This is a genomic window from Streptomyces coryli (assembly GCF_011044975.1).
In the GTDB taxonomy this organism is placed as follows: domain Bacteria; phylum Actinomycetota; class Actinomycetes; order Streptomycetales; family Streptomycetaceae; genus Streptomyces; species Streptomyces coryli.
Genome location: NZ_JAAKZV010000084.1, coordinates 13,395 through 30,660, shown reverse-complemented (window position 1 = coordinate 30,660; position 17,266 = coordinate 13,395). Strand labels below are relative to the sequence as shown.

The following is a 17,266-nucleotide window of genomic DNA, read 5'->3' as shown; positions in this document are numbered from 1 at the left end:
CCCCACACCCGACCAGCTCCCACCGCACCGCGACCGAGTCCGGCAGACTGGCACTCGTCGGGACACCGCCCGCGAGGGCGTTCGTGCGAATGGCGAGGCAGGGAGCATGACGGACGCAGCAGTGCAGGCCCTTACGGAAGAGGACTACGCCGAGCGGATGGCGCGCGCAGCCATCGCCGCCGCCGACGCCGGGCTGGCGGGGCTGCTGATCACGCCGGGGCCCGACATGGTGTGGCTGTGCGGCTATCAGCCGACCGCGGTCACCGAGCGGCTCACCCTCCTCGTGCTGTCGGCGGACACCGAACCGCAGCTCGTCGTCCCGGCCCTGGAGCGCCCCGACGCGGAATCCGCCCCGGGCGCCGGCGCGCTGCGGATGACCGACTGGAAGGACGGCACCGACCCGTACGGCGCGGTGACCTGGCTGCTGGCCGCCGGCGGCCGCTACGGCGTCTCCGACAACGCCTGGGCACTGCACCTCCTGGGCCTGCAGCGCACCCTCCCCGGCGGCTCCTACCGAGCGCTCACCGACGCCCTCCCGATGCTGCGCGCGGTCAAGGACGAGCACGAGGTGGCCCGGCTCGCGGCCGCCGGCGCGGCGGCCGACGCCACGTACCGCGACATCCTCTCGGTCCCCTTCGACGGCCGCAAAGAGGCCGACATCGCCGCCGACCTGGCCCGGCTCCTCCGCGAACACGGCCACAGCCAGGTCGACTTCACCGTCGTCGGCTCCGGCCCCAACGGCGCCAACCCGCACCACGAGGCGGGCGAGCGCACCATCCGCACCGGCGACATGGTCGTCCTCGATTTCGGCGGCCTCAAGGACGGCTACGGCTCCGATACGACGCGCACCGTCCACGTCGGCGAGCCGACCGCCGAGGCGCAGCGCATCCACGACATCGTGCGCACCGCGCAGCAGACCGCCTTCGAGGCCGTACGGCCCGGGGCCGCCTGCCAGGACATCGACCGCGCCGCCCGCGCCGTGATCGAGGACGCCGGATACGGCGAGTACTTCATCCACCGCACCGGCCACGGCATCGGCGTCACCACCCACGAGCCGCCGTACATGGTCGAGGGCGAGCACCAGGAGCTGGTGCCGGGGATGTGCTTCTCCATCGAGCCGGGCATCTATCTGCCGGGCCGCTTCGGGGTGCGCATCGAGGACATCGTGGTGTGCACGGAGGACGGCAGACGCCGCCTGAACAACACGCCGCACGAACTCGCGGTGGTGAGCTGACGCCCGGCCGGTACCGAAGCCCTCAGCCCTCCCCGGCCATCTCCTCCGGATCCCACGACAGCAGCCGCACCTGCGCCACCGTCCGTACGTGATCGCGCATCGCGGCCGCCGCCTCGTCCGGGTCGCCCGCCCGGATCGCGTCGAGGATGCGCTGGTGCTGCCCCAGCGACCGGTCCGGCCGGCCCGGCTGGCGCAGCGACTCCTTGCGCGACTCCGTGATCTGCGCCGCGATCTCGCGCATGAACTCCGCCAGCAGCGCACTCCGCGCCGCCGCCGTCACCGCCGCGTGGAAGAGCCGGTCGCCCTCCACCCCATGCGCACGTTCGGCGATCTCGGCGCGCATCGTCGCGAGGGCGTGCTCCATCGCCGCCAGGTCGTCGTCTGTACGGCGCCGCGCCGCGAGGTCGGCGAGCTTCGTCTCCAGCGCCTCCCGCGCGTCGAGTACGTCGGGCAGCACCTGGCGGCGGCGCACCAACTGCTCGACCGGTTCCGCCTCCAGCGTGTCCCGCAGCAGATACACCCCGCCGCCGTGCCGCGCCTCGACCAGCCCTTGCACCTCCAGCACCACCACCGCCTGCTTCACCGACGCCCGGCTCACCCCCAGACGCTGCGCCAAATCGCGCTCCGCCGGCAGCCGGTCGCCCGCGTGCAGCCCGGACTCGAGCGCGTACGCGCGGATCCGCTCCAGCACCTGCTCGTGCAGGCGCGGGCGGGGGAGCGGGCGCAGGGAGCCGGAGGCGGAGTCGGGTTCTGACACGGCGGCTACGTCCTCTCGGTCGCGGGCTGACCTGCGGCTGAGCCTAACAGCGGGGCCCAAAGCGACAGTTGCTGTTGCGCCACGTATTGACGCGTCCCCGCCACGGGTGGAAAGTGGCTCAGCCACTCGTCCAATTCTACTCGCGGCGGCCGACGACGGGAGCCCCTCGTGTCCGCAGAAATGATCTCGATCCTCGTCCTGGTGGCGGTCTTCGTCATCGCCACCACGCGTTCCATCAACATGGGCGCCCTGTCCTTCGCCGCCGCCTTCGGCGTCGGCACGCTCGCCGCTGACCTCGATGCGGACGGGGTGTTCGCGGGCTTCCCCGGCGACCTCTTCGTCGTGCTGGCCGGCGTCACGTACCTCTTCGCCATCGCCCGCGCCAACGGCACCACCGACTGGCTGGTGCACGCCTCCGTACGGCTGGTGCGCGGCCGGGTCGCGCTCATCCCCTGGGTGATGTTCGCGGTCACCGGCGCGCTCACCGCGATCGGGGCGGTGAGCCCGGGCGCGGTCGCCATCGTGGCGCCGCTCGCCCTCGGCTTCGCCGCGCAGTACGGGATCAGCCCGCTGCTGATGGGCATCATGGTCGTGCACGGCGCCCAGGCCGGCGGCTTCTCCCCGACCAGCGTCTACGGCTCCACCGTCAACAGCATCGTCGACCGCGAGGACCTGCCCGGCAACGAGGGCGTGCTCTTCCTGTCGAGCCTGGTCGTCAACACCGTCATCGCCGGGATCGTGTACGTCGTGGTGACGCGCCGCTCCCGGGCGGCGTCGGCCAAGACGCGCGAGCCGGCGGTGGTCGCGGTAGGCGGCGGCTCGGGCCCCGGGCCCGTAACCACCGGCGGAGGCACGGGAGATGGTGCCGGACTCCCCGAGGCCCCCCGTCTCGACCCGCCCCGCATCGCCACCCTCCTCGGCCTGGTCGCCCTGGTCACCGGCGCCCTCGCCTTCGACCTCGACGTCGGCCTCACCGCCATCACCATCGCCGTCGTGCTCAGCGCGATCTGGCCGGACACCTCCAAGGCCGCCGTCTCCGAGATCTCCTGGTCCACGGTCTTCCTCATCTGCGGCGTCCTGACCTACGTCGCCGTGCTCGACGAGATGGGCACCATCGAGTGGGCGGGAGAGGCGGTCAGCGACATCGGCATCCCGCTGCTCGCCGCCCTGCTGCTCTGCTACATCGGCGCGATCGTGTCCGCCTTCGCCTCGTCCGTCGGCATCATGGGCGCGCTGATCCCCCTCGCCGTGCCCTTCCTCGCCGCCGGGGAGGTCGGTGCCGTCGGCATGATCGCGGCGCTCGCGGTGTCCGCGACCGTGGTCGACGTGAGCCCGTTCTCCACGAACGGCGCGCTGGTCCTCGCCAACGCCGAGGACGTCGACCGGGACCGCTTCTTCCGCCAGTTGATGATCTACGGCGGTGTGGTAGTCGTCATCGCCCCGGCCGTGGTGTGGCTTGCTTTCGTGGTCCCGGGCTGGGGCTGACACGCCCGCGCTCCGCTGAGGTGCCGCGGGAATGGAATCCTGGGGGCCCCGCCCCCAGGCCCCCGGGTGCCGCCCCTGTACGACGACCGAGGAGCTCGCACACGTGAACCCGATCTTCCCCGCTCTGCACGCCGCCGGCCCGCGCACCGCCCTCCGCTTCGGCCCCACCACCCTCACCTACGCCGAACTCGCCGCCGCCGCGACCGCCGTGGCACGCCGGCTCGACGGCACCCGCCGGGTGGCGGTGTGGGCCACGCCGACGCCCGAGACGGCGGTCGCGGTGACGGGCGCGCTGCTCGCCGGGGTGGCCGCCGTACCCCTCAACCCGCGCATCGGCGAGCGCGAACTGGCGCACATCACCGCCGACAGCGAGCCCGGCCTCGTCCTGGCCGGCGCCGACGACGACCTGCCGGGCCCGCTGGGGGCCCTGCCCCGGCTGGATGTGCGACTGCACGCCGACCCGTCGGAGCCGCCCTCCGAGCAGCCCACCGGGCAGGCCTCCGAGCAGCCCACCGGGCAGGCCTCCGAGCAGCCCACCGAGCCGCCCTCCGAGCCGGCCGCCCCCGAGACCCCCGCCCTGATCGTCTACACCTCCGGCACCACAGGACCGCCCAAGGGCGTCGTCCTGCCCCGCCGCGCCATCGCCGCCAACCTCGACGACCTGGCCGCCCTGTGGTCCTGGACCGACGCCGACACCGTCGTGCACGCCCTCCCGCTCTTCCACGTCCACGGCCTGATCCTCGGCGTCCTCGGCCCGCTGCGCCGCGGCGGTACGGTCCACCACGTCGGCCGCTTCGACCCCCGCGCGATCGCGGCCGCGCTCGCCGCCGGCGGCACGATGCTCTTCGGCGTGCCGACGATGTACCACCGCCTGGCCGAGGACCTCCCCAACGATCCCGACCTCGCCAAGTCCCTGGCCGGCGCCCGCCTCCTGGTCTCCGGCTCCGCCGCCCTCCCGCTCCACGACCACCGCCGCATCACCGCCGCCACCGGCCGCCACGTCATCGAGCGCTACGGGATGACCGAGACCCTGATGAACACCAGCGTCCTCCCCGGCGATACGGACGCGGCGGGCACGGTCGGCGTCCCGCTCCCGTCCGTCGAGGCGCGCCTCGCCAAAGACGACGAGGCCGACGAGGCGGGCGAGATCGAGGTGCGCGGCCCGCACCTCTTCACCGGCTATCTCAACCGGCCCGACGCCACCGCCGCCGCCTTCCGCGACGGCTGGTTCCGCACCGGCGACATGGCCGTACGGGACGGGGCCGGCCGCTTCCGCATCGTCGGCCGCCGCGCCACCGACCTGATCAAGTCGGGCGGCTACAAGATCGGCGCGGGCGAGATCGAGAACGCCCTCCTCGAGCACCCGGCGGTCGCCGAGGCCGCCGTCACCGGCGAGCCGGACGACGACCTCGGCGAACGCATCGTCGCCTGGGTGGTCCCGGCGGGCGAACCCCCCACCCCCAAAGAACTCGCGGACCACGTGGCCCGCCAACTGGCCCCCCACAAGCGCCCGCGCACCGTCCACTTCCTCGACACTCTCCCCCGCAACGACATGGGCAAGATCATGAAGCGCTCCCTCCATGGCTGACCACCCCACCGCCCGCGACCTGATCGCTTCCGTCACCGACCACTTCACCGAACTGACCGTCCCCCCGACCCCCCAGCCCGCCGACGGCCCGCTCGGCTGGCCCGGTTACGACACCCAGCGCACCCGCGCCGCGGCGCGCACCGGCGAGACCGAATCGGTGGTCTGCGGCACCGCCCGTATCGGCGGCGTGGACACCACGCTCATCGCCTTCGAGTTCGGCTACCTCGGCGGTTCCCTCGGCGAACGCACCGGCGACCGCCTCGAAGCGGCCTTCACCCGCGCCCGCGAGCTGCGCACCCCGGTCGTCTCCCTCATCGCCACGGGCGGCAGCCGCATGCAGGAGGGCATGCGCGCCCTCATCCAACTCCGCCGCATCGCCGAACAGTCCGCCCACACCCGCGCCGCCGGCCTCCCGCAGGTGGCGGTCGCTTACGACCCGACGACGGGCGGCGGCTGGGCGACACTCGGCGCGGGCGCCGACGTCACCCTCGCCGTACCCGGCGCCCAGATCGGCTTCGCCGGCTCGCGGGTACGGCCGCCTGACGCCGATCCCGCGGCGTACACGGCGGAGGACCAGCACGCGCACGGTCACGTGGACGCGGTGGTCCCGCAGGACGACCTACCGCAGGAACTGGCCCGCTGGCTGCGCCTGCTGACGAACCCGAGCCGCGAGCCCGCGGATCCACCCCACGCGCTCACCGGCGACGGCACATCCCGGCCCACGGGCTCAGGCTGGACCGCCGTCCTGCGAGCCCGCGCCGCGGAGCGCCCCCGCGCCGGCGCGTACCTCGACGCGTACTTCACCCACCGCGTCACCCTCAGCGGTGACCGCTGCGGCGGTACCGACGACGGCGTCACCTGCGGGTTCGGCGACCATCCCACCCACGGCACCATCGCGTACGCCGCCCAACTGGGCACGGCCACCCGCCCGGAGGGCTATCGCACGATCGCCCGCACGATCCGCCTCGCCGACCGCCTCCGCATCCCCGTCCTCACCCTCGTGGACACCCCGGGCGCCGCGAACGACACGGAAGCGGAGCGCCGCGGCGCGGGCCCCGCCATCGCCGAAGTCTTCGCCGCGGTGGCCGAATCCCGTACGCCGATCACCACCCTCGTGATCGGCGAGGGCGGCTCCGGCGGCGCCCTCGCCCTCACCGCCCCCGGCCGCACCTGGCTCACCCCCGACAGCTACTTCTCCGTCATCGCCCCGGAGCTCGCCACCGCCATCCTCAAGCGCCCGCCCACCGCCACCGAGTCCACCGCCGACGACCTCCGCCTCCGCCCCCAGGACATGGTGGACCTCGGCCTGGCGGAAGGCGTGATCGGCGAGTGACCCAGGTCACACATCCCCATCTGTCACAAAGCCCGGCCGGCCGGCATCTCCATGTTCGTAATCACCTGGACCACACGGATCACACAGTGAGGACGAACTCATGGCTCCCCGTATCAACCTCTCCACCAGCCCCCTCGGCGCCAAGGTCTCCCGCCAGTTCTACGCCGCCAGCCTCGCGGTCATGAAGGGAACCACCCTCCCGAAAGCCACCCAGGACCTGGTCATGCTCCGCGCCAGCCAGATCAACGGCTGCGGCTACTGCACCGACGCGCACAGCAAGGACCTCGCCCACGGCGACGAGCCGTCCGTGCGTATCAACCTGGTCGCCGCCTGGCGCGAGTCGACCGTCTTCACCGACGCCGAGCGCGCCGCCCTGGAGTTGACGGAGCAGGGCACCCGCATCGCCGACGCCGCCGGCGGCATCACCGACGAGGCCTGGGAGAACGCCGCCAAGCACTACGACGAGGAGGAACTGGCCGCCCTGACCCTGATCATCTCCCTCATCAACGCCGCCAACCGCATGGGCGTCATCACCCGCATGCCCGGCGGCGATTACCAGCCCGGCACGGTCTGAACAGTCCGCCCGCTGCGCGCGTATGGCTGAACACGCAACCAAAAACCCCACCGCCCGGCGGGGCACGATCCGGGGAGGCAGTGAGCGATGAAATTGCGACCATCTGGACGAGGGCCCTGTGCCGCACTCGTTGTGGCCGGAACGACCGCGGCCCTGCTGGCCGCCGCGGCACCCGCCATGGCCACGGGTTCCACGGTGTGGACCGGTGGCGGACGTGGACTTACGGCCGAGAGCGCGATCCAGGGAGCCATTGACGATGCCACCGTCTCGGCCAGTGGCGTAGGCCAGTTCCACTGTGAGCTGGTAGGCGAACCGCAGGTCTTCGAGACCTTCGACGATCCGAATTTCGGACACATTTTCCGCGCCCAGGTCACCATGGCCTGCGAATAACCGCTCCACTCAATCCGTCCCCGGCGGGTGGCCGCTACAGCACCGTGAACTCCAGCCGCGCCACCCGCTCCGGGTCCGACAGGATGTTGAGTTCCTTCACCTTGCCGTTCGCGACGGTGAAGCTCACCACCGACCACGGGCGGCCGTTCACGACGCTGACCAGGCCCGCCGCGCCGTTCACCAGGGCCGGTCGCACCTGGGCCGCGACCCGCTGGAAGGTGATCGCGCCGCCCGCCACCGCCTGTGCGCCGACGATCCGGGTGAGGCCGCCGGTACGGGACGGGCCGCGGTCGGCGCGCAGGACGACGTCCGGGTCGAGGACGGACACCAGCGCCTCGAAGTCGCCGTCGCGGGCGGCGGCCAGGAAGGCGTCGACGACCTCGCGCTGCTTGTTCAGGTCCGGTTCGGGCTCCGGCACCGAGCCCTGCACCCGCCGCCGCGCCCGGCTGGCGAGCTGGCGGGCCGCGGCGGTGTTGCGGCCGACGATGGGGGCGATCTCGTCGTACGGGACCGCGAACATGTCGTGCAGCACGAACGCCAGCCGCTCCGCAGGGGCGAGCGACTCCAGCACCACCAGCAGCGCGAGCCCCACCGAGTCGGCGATCAGCACCTCCTGCTCGGGGTCCATGCCGTCCGCCGGGCCCACCACCGGGTCCGGCAGCCGCTCGACCTCGAGGGGGTCCTCGCGGCGGGAGGTGCGCGAGCGCAGCATGTCCAGGCTGACCCGGCCGACGACGGTGGTCAGCCAGCCGCCGAGGTTGCGCACCTCGCCGGCGTCCGCGCGGCTCAGCCGCAGCCAGGCCTCCTGCACGGCGTCGTCGGCCTCGGTGAGCGAGCCCAGCATCCGGTACGCCACCGCGCGCAGGTGCCCGCGGTGGGCCTCGAACTGCTCCGCCAGAAAGTCCTCGTCGTTCCTGCCGTTGTCATCCATGCCTACCTGACGGATCGGAGCTCCGTGATGTGACGCGTGGTGGCTTTGCGGATGTCCTTCTCGCAGAACGGCGGGGTGACCCAGCGGCCGCGGGAGTAGAGCCGGGTCTGGTCGGCGTAGTGCGGCGAGGCCGGATTCGCGGACTGGGAGTACGTGAGGAGGGTGCGCGCCTTCGGGCAGGGGGACCCGTCCCAGCCGACCGCCTGGATGTAGCTGGAGCCCGTCGAGACGTCGGTGTAGCTGCCGCCGGCCGCGTTCCACACCGGTTCGGTCTTGTTCCACACGCCGAGCGACTCGGTGCCGCCCGGGATCGGCAGCCGCTTCCCGTTGCGCTCCACGAACTGGTGCTTGCCCAGCGGCGCGTCCAGCGCGATCCCCGCGTCCTTCAGCTCCGCCACCGCGTCGGCGAGCGCGACGGCCACGCCGGGCGCGGCGGTGTTGAGGGTGTGCGGGGTCCGTACCGGATCCGCCTTGTCGAACGGCACCTGCCACAGCTGCCCGGCCGGCACCCCGGCGCGGGCCTTGCGCCAGAAGCGGTCGAAGAGCAGCGCGCCGCGGCTGGAGCTGCGCATCGTACGGTCCCAGTCGTGCAGCACCGGGCAGGCGCCCGAGACGTCCACCGTGCGGCCGCCGGTGCCGGTCGCCGTGCCGCCCGGCAATGCCGCGCAGAACTTCGCGAGGTCCTCGGCGGCGAGCTTGCCCGCGGGCGCCCGGTTGCCGGTGCCGAACTGCTGGCGCTGCAGGTCGGACACGCTCAGCCCGCCCTCGCGGGCCATCGCGGACACGTCCTCGACCGCCCCGCGGGTGCGCATCGAGCGCTCGGTGCCGAAGTCGCCGAAGACCCGCTCGTAGCCCGTGACCGGGGTGTCGGCGTTGGCCAGCCAGGCGGAGTCGTTGGAGTTCTCGGCGTACGGGGCGTCGTTCAGGACGGGCATCCGGGACGGGCCGAAGATGCCCGGCTGTACGGCGTCCTCGTCCTTGCCGAGGGCGCAGTCCGTACGGGAGCCGTCGAGCACCGCGAGGCCCGCGACGGGATAGGTGAGCTTGCCGAGCGGGGTGGAGCAGCGCTCGGCGAGGTCGTCGGTGATGCGGGGGAGGACCTGGGACTGGGTGAAGAGGGTGCGGCCCTTGGCGTCGGCGGCGATGGTGTTGACCCAGGGAAGGCCCTGGGTGTCGGCGAGCGCCTTCTTGACGCCCGCGATGGAGCGGGCCTTGCTGAAGCCGAGGCCGGTGGCGGTGGCGCGGAGGTTGGCGGCGTTGGGGTCGTTCAGCGCGTAGGCCGTCGTCGCGGTCCAGGGGAGGTTGATGCGGCCGCCGAGCGAGGTGGTGATCGGCCCGTAGCGGGTCCACCACTGGGTCTTGGTGACCTTGCCGTCCTTGGTCTCCACCGTGACCGGCCGGGGCCACATCTTCTCGGACTTGCCGTCCACGAGATACGCCTTCGGGTCGGCCGGGTCGAGCTTCAGCTCGTGGATGTTGGCCGGTACGCCGGTGGCGACCGTGTGGCTCCAGGCGACGCGGCTGTTGTGGCCGATGGAGATGGTGGGGGAGCCGAGCAGCGAGGCGCCGGCGGCGTTGAGCTCGCCGGGGATGGTCTGGTGCGACTGCCAGAAGCGGCGGCCGCCCGCCCACGGGTAGTGCGGGTTGCCGAGGAGGAGGCCGCGGCCGTTGGCGGTGGTCTTGCCGCTGAACGCGACGGCGTTGGAGCCCATCGCGGCGTCGGAGCGGTCGAAGAGCTTACGGGCGGCGCGGGCGGCGGCCTCGGGGGCCGTGGCCTTCGTGGCCGCCTTCTTCGCGGCCGCCGTCCCCGGCGGTGCCGCCGCCGTGATCCCGTCGACGCTCATCCCCTGCCCGCCGAGCACGGCGAGCGCGTACGCCCGCGAGGCGACGTCGAGTTCGGTGACGGGACGCACCCATTCGGCTCCCTTGCAGGCCGGGTCGGTGACCTTGTTGCGCTTCAGCCAGGTGTTGTAGCCCGCCGTCCAGCCGCGGGTCAGCTCCTTGATCTCGCGCGGCGGCCCCTCCGGCGGCTTGACCTCCAGCAGCCGCTCGACGGTGCCGGAGTCCCGGATGCCGCGGAAGTACAGATCGCTGCCGAGATTGGTGGACGCGGACGAGAGCGCCTGGTCGGTACGGCCGTCGGCGCCGAAGTACCGCGACCGCTCCCCGCGCAGGGTGACGAAGCCGCCGGCCAGATCGCACACCATGTCCTGCGCCTGCGCGTACCCGGTGCCGAAGCCGAGCCCCGCGTAATCCTTAGCTTTGATGTGCGGGATGCCGTACGCGGTGTACCGGATCTCGGCGGACAGCCCTCCGCCGCGCTCCTGGGCAGCCGTCGCGGGCGGCAGCCCCACCGCGCCGAGGACCAGGGCGAGGGCCGGCAGAGCGAATCGTCTGGTACGCGCACGCACGGACACCTACGGCCTCCAACTGGGCAGTAATAACCTGTTGTTGGCCGTGACCTCAGCAGAAACCGGCGTAACCGTCAATGCTCATGGCAGCGCCGGGAGCTCCGTGAAGGAGTAGCCCTCCTTCCGCAGCCGGTCGATGACGGCGGGCAGGGCGTCGGCGTCCGGTGTGGAGGTGGGATCCCAGCCGGAGCCGATGTGCATCAGGATGATCTGCCCCGGCTCCGGCCGCTGCAGCACCCTGGCGATCACGGCCTTCCGCCCGCTGCCGCAGGCGGCCCCCCTCCAGCCCTCCGTGTCGACGGCCCATCCGATGGGGGTGTAGCCCAGTCCGTCGACGAGGCGGAGCTTGGCGGGCGTGGCCCTGCCGTAAGGGAACCGGAAGAGCGGCCTGGTGGTGCTCAGCCCTGTCGCCGCAGCGATCGATCTGTCCGCCGCCTTCACCTCGTGTCGCGCTGCCCACGGCGGGAGTGAGCCGAAGAAGGGGTGAGTGTCGGAGTGATTCCCGATCGCGAAGCCGGCCGCCGCCATCTCGCGGGCGATGTCGGGGTGGACGCGCGCGAATTGGCCGGTCAGGAAGAAGGTCGCGGGGACCTTCTTCTCCTTGAGGGTGGCGATGATTCTTCTGGCGCCGTCGGGATGGGCGCTGGCGCTGTCCGGGTGGGTGCTGGCGTCGAAGGTGAGGGCGATGACCTTCCGGGACGTGGCGATCTTCTTGAGCACGCCGGCCGGTTGCTTGTCGCGCGGTTCAAGACTGCGGCGCGGATCGTGACACGGCGCGGACCGGCCGGAATCGGCTTGCACCATGGGCGTGCTCGGCATTAGGACGGCGGCTGCGGCCACCGCCGACACCGCTGCGGTCAGGAACATCCGGCCTCCGGGCTTCGTCGTACGCAGGGGGTTGAGGGGGCGAGCCCGCCCGGAGACCAGTCTTGATCGCCCTACCGGTCGGCGCTAACGCTCGGTTCGCGCACTGGTCCGGATGGACGCCCGGCCCGCGTCGTGCCCCACACCGCGGCGATCACCAGCACGCAGCCGGCGTACTGCGTCCAGGTCGGCCGCTCGCCGAGGAAGGCGACGCCCGCCGCCATCGCCAGCACCGGCTGGAGCAGGAGCAGGGAGCCGCCGGTGGCGGGCGAGAGGAGCGGCAGCGCCGGAGTGATCAGCAGCAGCGCGAGCACCTGGCCGAGGAGCGTCATCAGCCCCAGCCAGCCGTACGCTTCCGCCCCCGGGGTCAGGTCGATGCCGGTCCACAGGGCGCCGAGGATGCCCGCGGCCACGGCGGCGGAGGCGGTCGCCGCGGTCACCGGCAGCGCCACGTAGCCGCGGCTGCCGCCGCCCTGGCGGGTGAGCAGCAGATAGCCGGCGAAGGCGACGCCGGCCGCGCTGCCGTACAGCACCCCCGTGACCGGACTGCTGCCCGGCTCCGGATCGCCGATGGCGCCGCTCGCGAGGGCGACGCCGGCGAGCAGGGCGGGCGCGGTGGCGTAGAAGCGGGCGGACAGCGGCGCGCCTGTGAACGCCCGTGCCAGCACCGGGAAGACGACGACCTGGATGTTCAGCAGCACGGTGGTGATGGACGCGCCGACGTCGCGGATGGCCGCGGCCCAGAAGACGAAGTCGACCCCCAGCAGCAGACCCGCCACCACGTCGAGCGCCACCACCCGGCGCGGCAGCCGCCCGCGCCGCCGTACCTCCACCACCGCCAGCGGCACGAGCGCGATCAGCGCCAGCGCGCAGCGCAGAAAGGCGGCGGTCCCGGCTCCGACGCCGGACAGCTTGACGAACATCGCGGACAGCGAAATGCACGCGGAACCGGCGATGACCAGGAGCACAGGGGGCATGCACCCCACCCTGCCTGCGCCCTCCCGAAAGCAAAAGCGACGATTTCTTGCGGGAAACCATTAGCATTGCTGGCGTGTTCGGACTGGACCGCCTCCGCGCCCTCGACGCCGTCGCCACCCACGGCTCGATGGCGACCGCCGCCCGTGCCCTGCACATCACGCCGTCCGCGGTCTCTCAGCAACTGGTCAAGCTGGAACGCGAGTCGGGCCACCGCCTCCTCGAACCGCACGGCCGCAGCGTCCGCCTCACCCACGCCGGCCGGGTCCTCGCCGGCCACGCCGCCCGCGTCTGCGCCCAGGCCGCGGCCGCCGAGGCCGACCTCGCCGAGCTGGGCGCCGAGATCATCGGCCCGCTGCGTCTTGGCGGCGTCGGCAGCTCGCTGCGCGCCCTGCTGCCCGACGTGCTGGCCCGCCTCACCGCCGAACACCCGCGGCTGACCCCGACGGTGGTGGACGGCGAGGCCGTCGACCTGGTGCCGCAGCTGCTCGCCGGCGACCTCGACCTGCTGCTCACCGAAAGCTGGGACTCCCGCCCGTTCGCCCTCCCGCAGGGGCTCGGCGTCCGCACGCTCGCCGTCGAGGACATCCAGGTCGCGCTGGCGGAGGGGCATGCGCCGGCCGCCCGCCCCGAGCTGGACCTCGCCGACCTCGGCGGCCTCGTCTGGGCCGCCTGCCCGGTCGGCACGGAGCCGTACGAGGCCCTCACTCAGGCGCTGCGCGGCGTCGGCCTGGAGCCGGAGGTGCGCTATCCGGTGACTGAGTACGCGACCCAGCTGGCGTTCGTCCGCGGCGGGCTGTGCGCCGCGCTCGTACCCGAGATGGCGCAGCAGCCGTGCCCACCGGGGGTGCGGTTCGTGCCGGTACGGCCGGCGCTGACCCGCACCGTGCAGGCCGCCTGGCGGACGCGGGCGGCGAGCCCGGCGGTCCGGGCGTGCGTCGAGGCGCTGTCGCAAGCCTGCGGCGTGTATGAAGAAGGGCATGACGAAGTCCGCACCTGACGCCCCCGCCGTCCGGATCCGCCGGATCTACGAGCCGCCCGCCCCCGACGACGGCACCCGCGTCCTCGTCGACCGGCTGTGGCCGCGGGGCATCGCGAAGGCCGACGCGCACGTGGACGAGTGGCCGAAGGCGCTGACGCCGTCGACCGAATTGCGGAAGTGGTACCACGCGGGCGAGGGCACGTACGCGCAGTTCGCCCGCCGCTATCGCGCGGAGCTCGCCGAAGGCGAGGCCGCCGAGGCGCTGGAGGGGCTGCGCTCGGTCGCCGCCGCCGGTCCTGTCACGCTGCTCACCGCCTCGAAGGACGTCGAGCACAGTCACGCCGCGGTGCTGGTGGAAGAGCTGCGCGGCGCGAAGGGGTAGACAGGCAGCCCGACTTGATCTAGCTTTGGCGGCCGTGTCGCGTGCAGACGCCTGGTGGACGGTGATCGCATGGAGGCACCGGACCATCCCCGGGAGTGCATCGTGAGTACCCACGCGCCCCTGATCTGAGCCCCGCCGCGCGCCGTTCGGCGCGCAGGCCCCGGCTGATCATTTCTCTCTTCACCGCCCTGGCACAGGTGTGTCCGGCGGCGGCCTTCACCTGCCTTCATGCTGTCCTGCCTTCAAGGAGATCCCACTTGCCGTTCCCCCTGCCCGAACTGCTGCTCACCACCACCGGAGCCCGCTCCGGCCGGCCGCACACCACACCGCTCGGTTACGTGCGCGACGAGCGCGGCCGCCCCCTCGTCACCGGCTCCGCGGGCGGCGCCCCGCACCACCCCGCCTGGTACCACAACCTCCTCGCGCACCCCATGACCGAGGTCGAGCTCGGCACCGAGACCTTTCCCGCCGTCGCCGTACCCGCCGAAGGCGCGGACCGGGACCGGCTCTTCGACCTCGTCGTACGGGCGGCGCCCGGCTTCGCCGACGACGAGGAGAAGGCCGGGCGGAAGCTGCCGGTGGTCGCCCTCGAGCGGGTCGAAGCCGAAGGGGCACCCGCGGAGGCGACCAACCTCGCCGACAAGCTCCTCCAAGGCCACGCCTGGCTGCGGCACCAGCTGGGGCGGGTGCGGGCGGAGGCCGACGCGTACTTCGCGGGCGACACCGGCGCCGGACTCGGGCTACAGATCCGGCAGCACTGCCTCGCCTTCTGCGAGGGCCTGCACTTCCACCACACCGGCGAGGAGATGGCGGTCTTCCCCGCCCTGGAAAAGTCGCATCCCGGCCTCACCGCGGCGCTGGCGCGACTGCGCGCCGAGCACGTCACCGTCGAGCGGATCCGCGGGGAGCTAGAGGCGCTGCTCGGGGACATGGCGGGGGCCGACCGGGCGCGCTTCCGGGCCGAGGTGGAGCGGATGACGAGCGAGCTCGACGCGCATCTGGCGTACGAGGAGGAGCAGCTGCTGCCCGCGCTGGCGGCGATTCCGTGGCCGCCGGTGGCGCCGTGACGGGTCAGGCTCTGCGCGGTGACGCCAGCAGGTAGAGCGTCCCGTCCCGCTGCGGATGCTCCGACACCTGCCAGCCGGCGTGCTCCAACGCCGCCGCGCAGCGGACGAGTTCGCACACGGACGCGCCCGGCGCGGGCTCGTCCCCGGGGGCGGCCGGCCAGGCGATCCGTACCGCCTCCGGCTGGTGCTCGGCGAGGGTGACCCGGTAGCCGGTCAGCAGGCGGCGCCCGGTCTCGTCGACGGCGGCCGGGCGCAGGCCCGCGGCCTCCAGGGCCAGCGCGGCCGCGGGGACCAGGTGTGAGCGCTCCCACGGGCAGGGCAGCTCGGTGCTGCCGTCCTTGCCGGTCATCCGGCGCAGCTCGCGCAGGCCGTCGAAGGCGGTACGGACCTCGCGGGCGCGTACCGCCGGATCGCCGGGCGGCGCCGGCTGGTCGCCGGTGAGCGCGGCGAACGGGCCCGCCTCCGTCCGCTGCCGCGGCGCCGGGTCGCCCGGCTCCGGGGCGGTGCGGGCGAGGTCGCGGCGGAGCTCCTGCCCGGTCGGCGTGAGGTAGTGCCGGTGCGGCGGGCGCGGGTGGCGGGCGGCGAGGCCCTGCGCGACGAGGCGGGCGAGCACCTGCGCGGGGGCGTGCAGCAGCCCGCTGCCGGGCTCGGCGCCCAGCACCGCCCGGCGGCCCGCCGGGGTCAGGGTCGGCCTGCGTGCCACGCGACCACCATCGCCCGCGGCGGGCCTGGCATCAAGAGCGCGCAGGCGGGGACCCGTACCGGACGGAGCAGGACCCGCTCATCGCACTGGGAGAGGAGATCCCCATGACCGGCATCGAGAGCCCGCTGCCGGAACACGAGCGCACGGTCACCGGCGAGGCGCTGCAGGGCGCGCTCGTCGACCTGATCGAGCTGTCGCTGATCGCCAAGCAGGCGCACTGGAACATCATCGGCCCGCGCTTCCGCTCCATCCACTTCCAGCTCGACGACGTGGTGGCCACGGCGCGCTCGTACGCCGACACCGTCGCCGAACGCGCCGCCGCCATCGGCGTCCCGCCGGACGGCCGCGCCACCACGGTCGCGGACACGGCCGGCATGGTGGCGCCGAAGGAAGGCTGGGTGCAGGACTACGACGCCATCGAGCTGATGACCCGCTGCCTGGCGGACGCGGCCAGCCGCATGCGCGCCCGCATCGACCTGACTGACAAGACCGACCTGGTGTCGCAGGACGTACTGCTGGGTCTGACGGCAAAGCTGGAGAAGCACTACTGGATGTTCCAGGCGGAACAGCAGAATCAGTCGCTCTGAGCCGGATCAGTCGCTCTGAGCCGAATCAGTCGCTTCGCGCCGTGGCGAACCGCTCGCCCGCGGTCGCCAGGCCACCCTCCTGTACGGCCGGCGCCGGCTCGCCCGCCGTGCCGCGTACCGCGACGGCCCAGGCCGCGCCGGTGGTGGTGGTCCTGGCGGTGATGCCCCAGCCGGCCGGGGCCGGGGCGGGGGCCGGCTCGTATGGGGTGCCGACGCCGGTGTGGACGCTGTCCAGCGGGACGGATATGCCGGTGCCGGTGCCCTTGAGATACGCCTCCTTGCGCACCCAGGCCGCCCGGAAGGCGGCCGCTCTGGCCGCGCCCTGCTGGGCCTCGATCACCTTGCGCTCCGCCGGGTGCAGCATCGGGAGCACGTCGGCCACGGTGGTGGACCGGCCGTCCGGGGTCTCGGCGTCGACGCCCACCTCGGCGCCGGCGACCGCGCAGACGGCGAGGCCGCGGGTGTGGGTGAGCGAGAAGTGCAGGTCCGTGCCGTGGTGCGCCGCGGCCGGCACCGGCCGGCCGTGCGGGCCGCCGCAGCCCGGGCACGGGGCCCGGTCGAGCACCACATCGCGCGGATGGCAGGCCAGGCAGGAGCCGAGCAGCAGCCGCAGCCCGACGTGCGCGAGCAGATAGATCTCGCGGTCGGCCGGGAACACGAAGCGCTCGGCGCGCCGCCGCTCCTCGTCGTCCAGCAACCACGCGAGCCGCTCCGCGGCCGCCACCTCGTCCGCCGCGGCGGGCAGCAGCCACACCCGTACCGGACCGCCCGGCGGCAGCTCACCGATCCGCATGCGGCCGTCCTCCCCGGGCGTGACTGTGGCACCGGGGCCGGATTCTACGGGCCCGGCGCCCGGCTCACTCGATCACCGTGAAGCCGCGCCGCGACGCGAGCTTCTTCAGGCTGGCCTCGCCCGGGATGCCGTCGGCGTCGGCGCCGGAGTAGCCGAGCCGGCGCTGCAGCGCGGCGTAGGCCCGGACCGTCGCCGTGCCGAAGTGGCCGT

At 73.4% G+C, this 17,266-nt stretch carries 17 protein-coding genes; 10 read left to right on the top strand and 7 right to left on the bottom strand.

The window, feature by feature from the left end:
• Positions 1-106 precede the first annotated feature (106 nt).
• The gene (locus G5C51_RS19845; protein WP_165239227.1) at positions 107-1,234 is read left to right on the top strand and encodes an aminopeptidase P family protein; all 1,128 of its coding nucleotides are present in this window, start codon (positions 107-109) and stop codon (positions 1,232-1,234) included.
• Between the two features lie 22 nt (positions 1,235-1,256).
• Here the strand turns inward: G5C51_RS19845 and G5C51_RS19840 are convergent, their stop codons facing one another.
• Positions 1,257-1,991: an FCD domain-containing protein gene (locus G5C51_RS19840; protein ID WP_165239225.1), complete on the bottom strand. Its 735-nt coding sequence runs from the start codon at positions 1,989-1,991 to the stop codon at positions 1,257-1,259.
• A 168-nt stretch (positions 1,992-2,159) separates the two neighbouring features.
• Between G5C51_RS19840 and G5C51_RS19835 the strand changes: the two genes are divergently transcribed.
• The 5 genes from G5C51_RS19835 to G5C51_RS19815 all read left to right on the top strand — a co-directional run bounded on the left by G5C51_RS19835 (position 2,160) and on the right by G5C51_RS19815 (position 7,361).
• A complete protein-coding gene (locus tag G5C51_RS19835; protein ID WP_165239223.1) occupies positions 2,160-3,476 on the top strand; it encodes an SLC13 family permease in 1,317 nt (438 codons plus the stop codon).
• A gap of 103 nt (positions 3,477-3,579) precedes the next feature.
• A complete protein-coding gene (locus G5C51_RS19830) occupies positions 3,580-5,064 on the top strand; it encodes an AMP-binding protein (RefSeq protein WP_165239221.1) in 1,485 nt (494 codons plus the stop codon).
• Complete coding sequence (locus G5C51_RS19825; protein WP_165239220.1) at positions 5,057-6,397, top strand: carboxyl transferase domain-containing protein; 1,341 nt, start codon at positions 5,057-5,059, stop codon at positions 6,395-6,397. Before G5C51_RS19830 ends, G5C51_RS19825 begins: the two co-directional genes overlap by 8 nt.
• Before the next feature lie 100 nt (positions 6,398-6,497).
• Positions 6,498-6,971, top strand: coding sequence for a carboxymuconolactone decarboxylase family protein (locus G5C51_RS19820; protein ID WP_165239218.1), 474 nt, complete (start codon positions 6,498-6,500; stop codon positions 6,969-6,971).
• A gap of 132 nt (positions 6,972-7,103) precedes the next feature.
• Positions 7,104-7,361 (top strand): hypothetical protein, encoded by a 258-nt coding sequence (locus G5C51_RS19815; protein ID WP_165239216.1) that lies wholly within the window; start codon positions 7,104-7,106, stop codon positions 7,359-7,361.
• A 34-nt stretch (positions 7,362-7,395) separates the two neighbouring features.
• Here G5C51_RS19815 and G5C51_RS19810 read toward each other — a convergent pair whose 3' ends face one another.
• From G5C51_RS19810 to G5C51_RS19795, 4 genes are all read right to left on the bottom strand, one after another.
• Positions 7,396-8,292 carry a sigma-70 family RNA polymerase sigma factor gene (locus tag G5C51_RS19810; protein ID WP_165239214.1) on the bottom strand — a complete coding sequence of 299 codons (897 nt, stop codon included), beginning with the start codon at positions 8,290-8,292 and terminating at the stop codon, positions 7,396-7,398.
• A 2-nt stretch (positions 8,293-8,294) separates the two neighbouring features.
• Positions 8,295-10,709 (bottom strand): penicillin acylase family protein, encoded by a 2,415-nt coding sequence (locus G5C51_RS19805; RefSeq protein WP_165239212.1) that lies wholly within the window; start codon positions 10,707-10,709, stop codon positions 8,295-8,297.
• 75 nt (positions 10,710-10,784) lie between these two features.
• A complete protein-coding gene (locus G5C51_RS19800; RefSeq protein ID WP_165239210.1) occupies positions 10,785-11,423 on the bottom strand; it encodes a polysaccharide deacetylase family protein in 639 nt (212 codons plus the stop codon).
• A gap of 218 nt (positions 11,424-11,641) precedes the next feature.
• Positions 11,642-12,544, bottom strand: a complete 903-nt coding sequence (locus G5C51_RS19795) for a DMT family transporter (protein ID WP_165239208.1) — start codon at positions 12,542-12,544, stop codon at positions 11,642-11,644.
• A 74-nt stretch (positions 12,545-12,618) separates the two neighbouring features.
• Here G5C51_RS19795 and G5C51_RS19790 point away from each other — a divergent pair, with 74 nt between their 5' ends.
• The 3 genes from G5C51_RS19790 to G5C51_RS19780 all read left to right on the top strand — a co-directional run bounded on the left by G5C51_RS19790 (position 12,619) and on the right by G5C51_RS19780 (position 14,973).
• Positions 12,619-13,542, top strand: a complete 924-nt coding sequence (locus G5C51_RS19790) for a LysR substrate-binding domain-containing protein (protein WP_165239206.1) — start codon at positions 12,619-12,621, stop codon at positions 13,540-13,542.
• Positions 13,523-13,906, top strand: coding sequence for a DUF488 domain-containing protein (locus G5C51_RS19785; RefSeq protein ID WP_165239204.1), 384 nt, complete (start codon positions 13,523-13,525; stop codon positions 13,904-13,906). Before G5C51_RS19790 ends, G5C51_RS19785 begins: the two co-directional genes overlap by 20 nt.
• A gap of 257 nt (positions 13,907-14,163) precedes the next feature.
• Positions 14,164-14,973 (top strand): nitroreductase/quinone reductase family protein, encoded by an 810-nt coding sequence (locus G5C51_RS19780; protein WP_240929781.1) that lies wholly within the window; start codon positions 14,164-14,166, stop codon positions 14,971-14,973.
• 4 nt (positions 14,974-14,977) lie between these two features.
• Here G5C51_RS19780 and G5C51_RS19775 read toward each other — a convergent pair whose 3' ends face one another.
• The gene (locus tag G5C51_RS19775) at positions 14,978-15,676 is read right to left on the bottom strand and encodes a hypothetical protein (protein WP_165239202.1); all 699 of its coding nucleotides are present in this window, start codon (positions 15,674-15,676) and stop codon (positions 14,978-14,980) included.
• A 104-nt stretch (positions 15,677-15,780) separates the two neighbouring features.
• On the opposite strand from G5C51_RS19775, the gene G5C51_RS19770 reads away from it, so the two are divergent.
• Complete coding sequence (locus tag G5C51_RS19770) at positions 15,781-16,263, top strand: Dps family protein (protein ID WP_206314065.1); 483 nt, start codon at positions 15,781-15,783, stop codon at positions 16,261-16,263.
• Between the two features lie 25 nt (positions 16,264-16,288).
• Here G5C51_RS19770 and G5C51_RS19765 read toward each other — a convergent pair whose 3' ends face one another.
• Positions 16,289-17,056, bottom strand: coding sequence for a 4'-phosphopantetheinyl transferase family protein (locus G5C51_RS19765; RefSeq protein WP_165239200.1), 768 nt, complete (start codon positions 17,054-17,056; stop codon positions 16,289-16,291).
• Positions 17,057-17,266 lie beyond the last annotated feature (210 nt).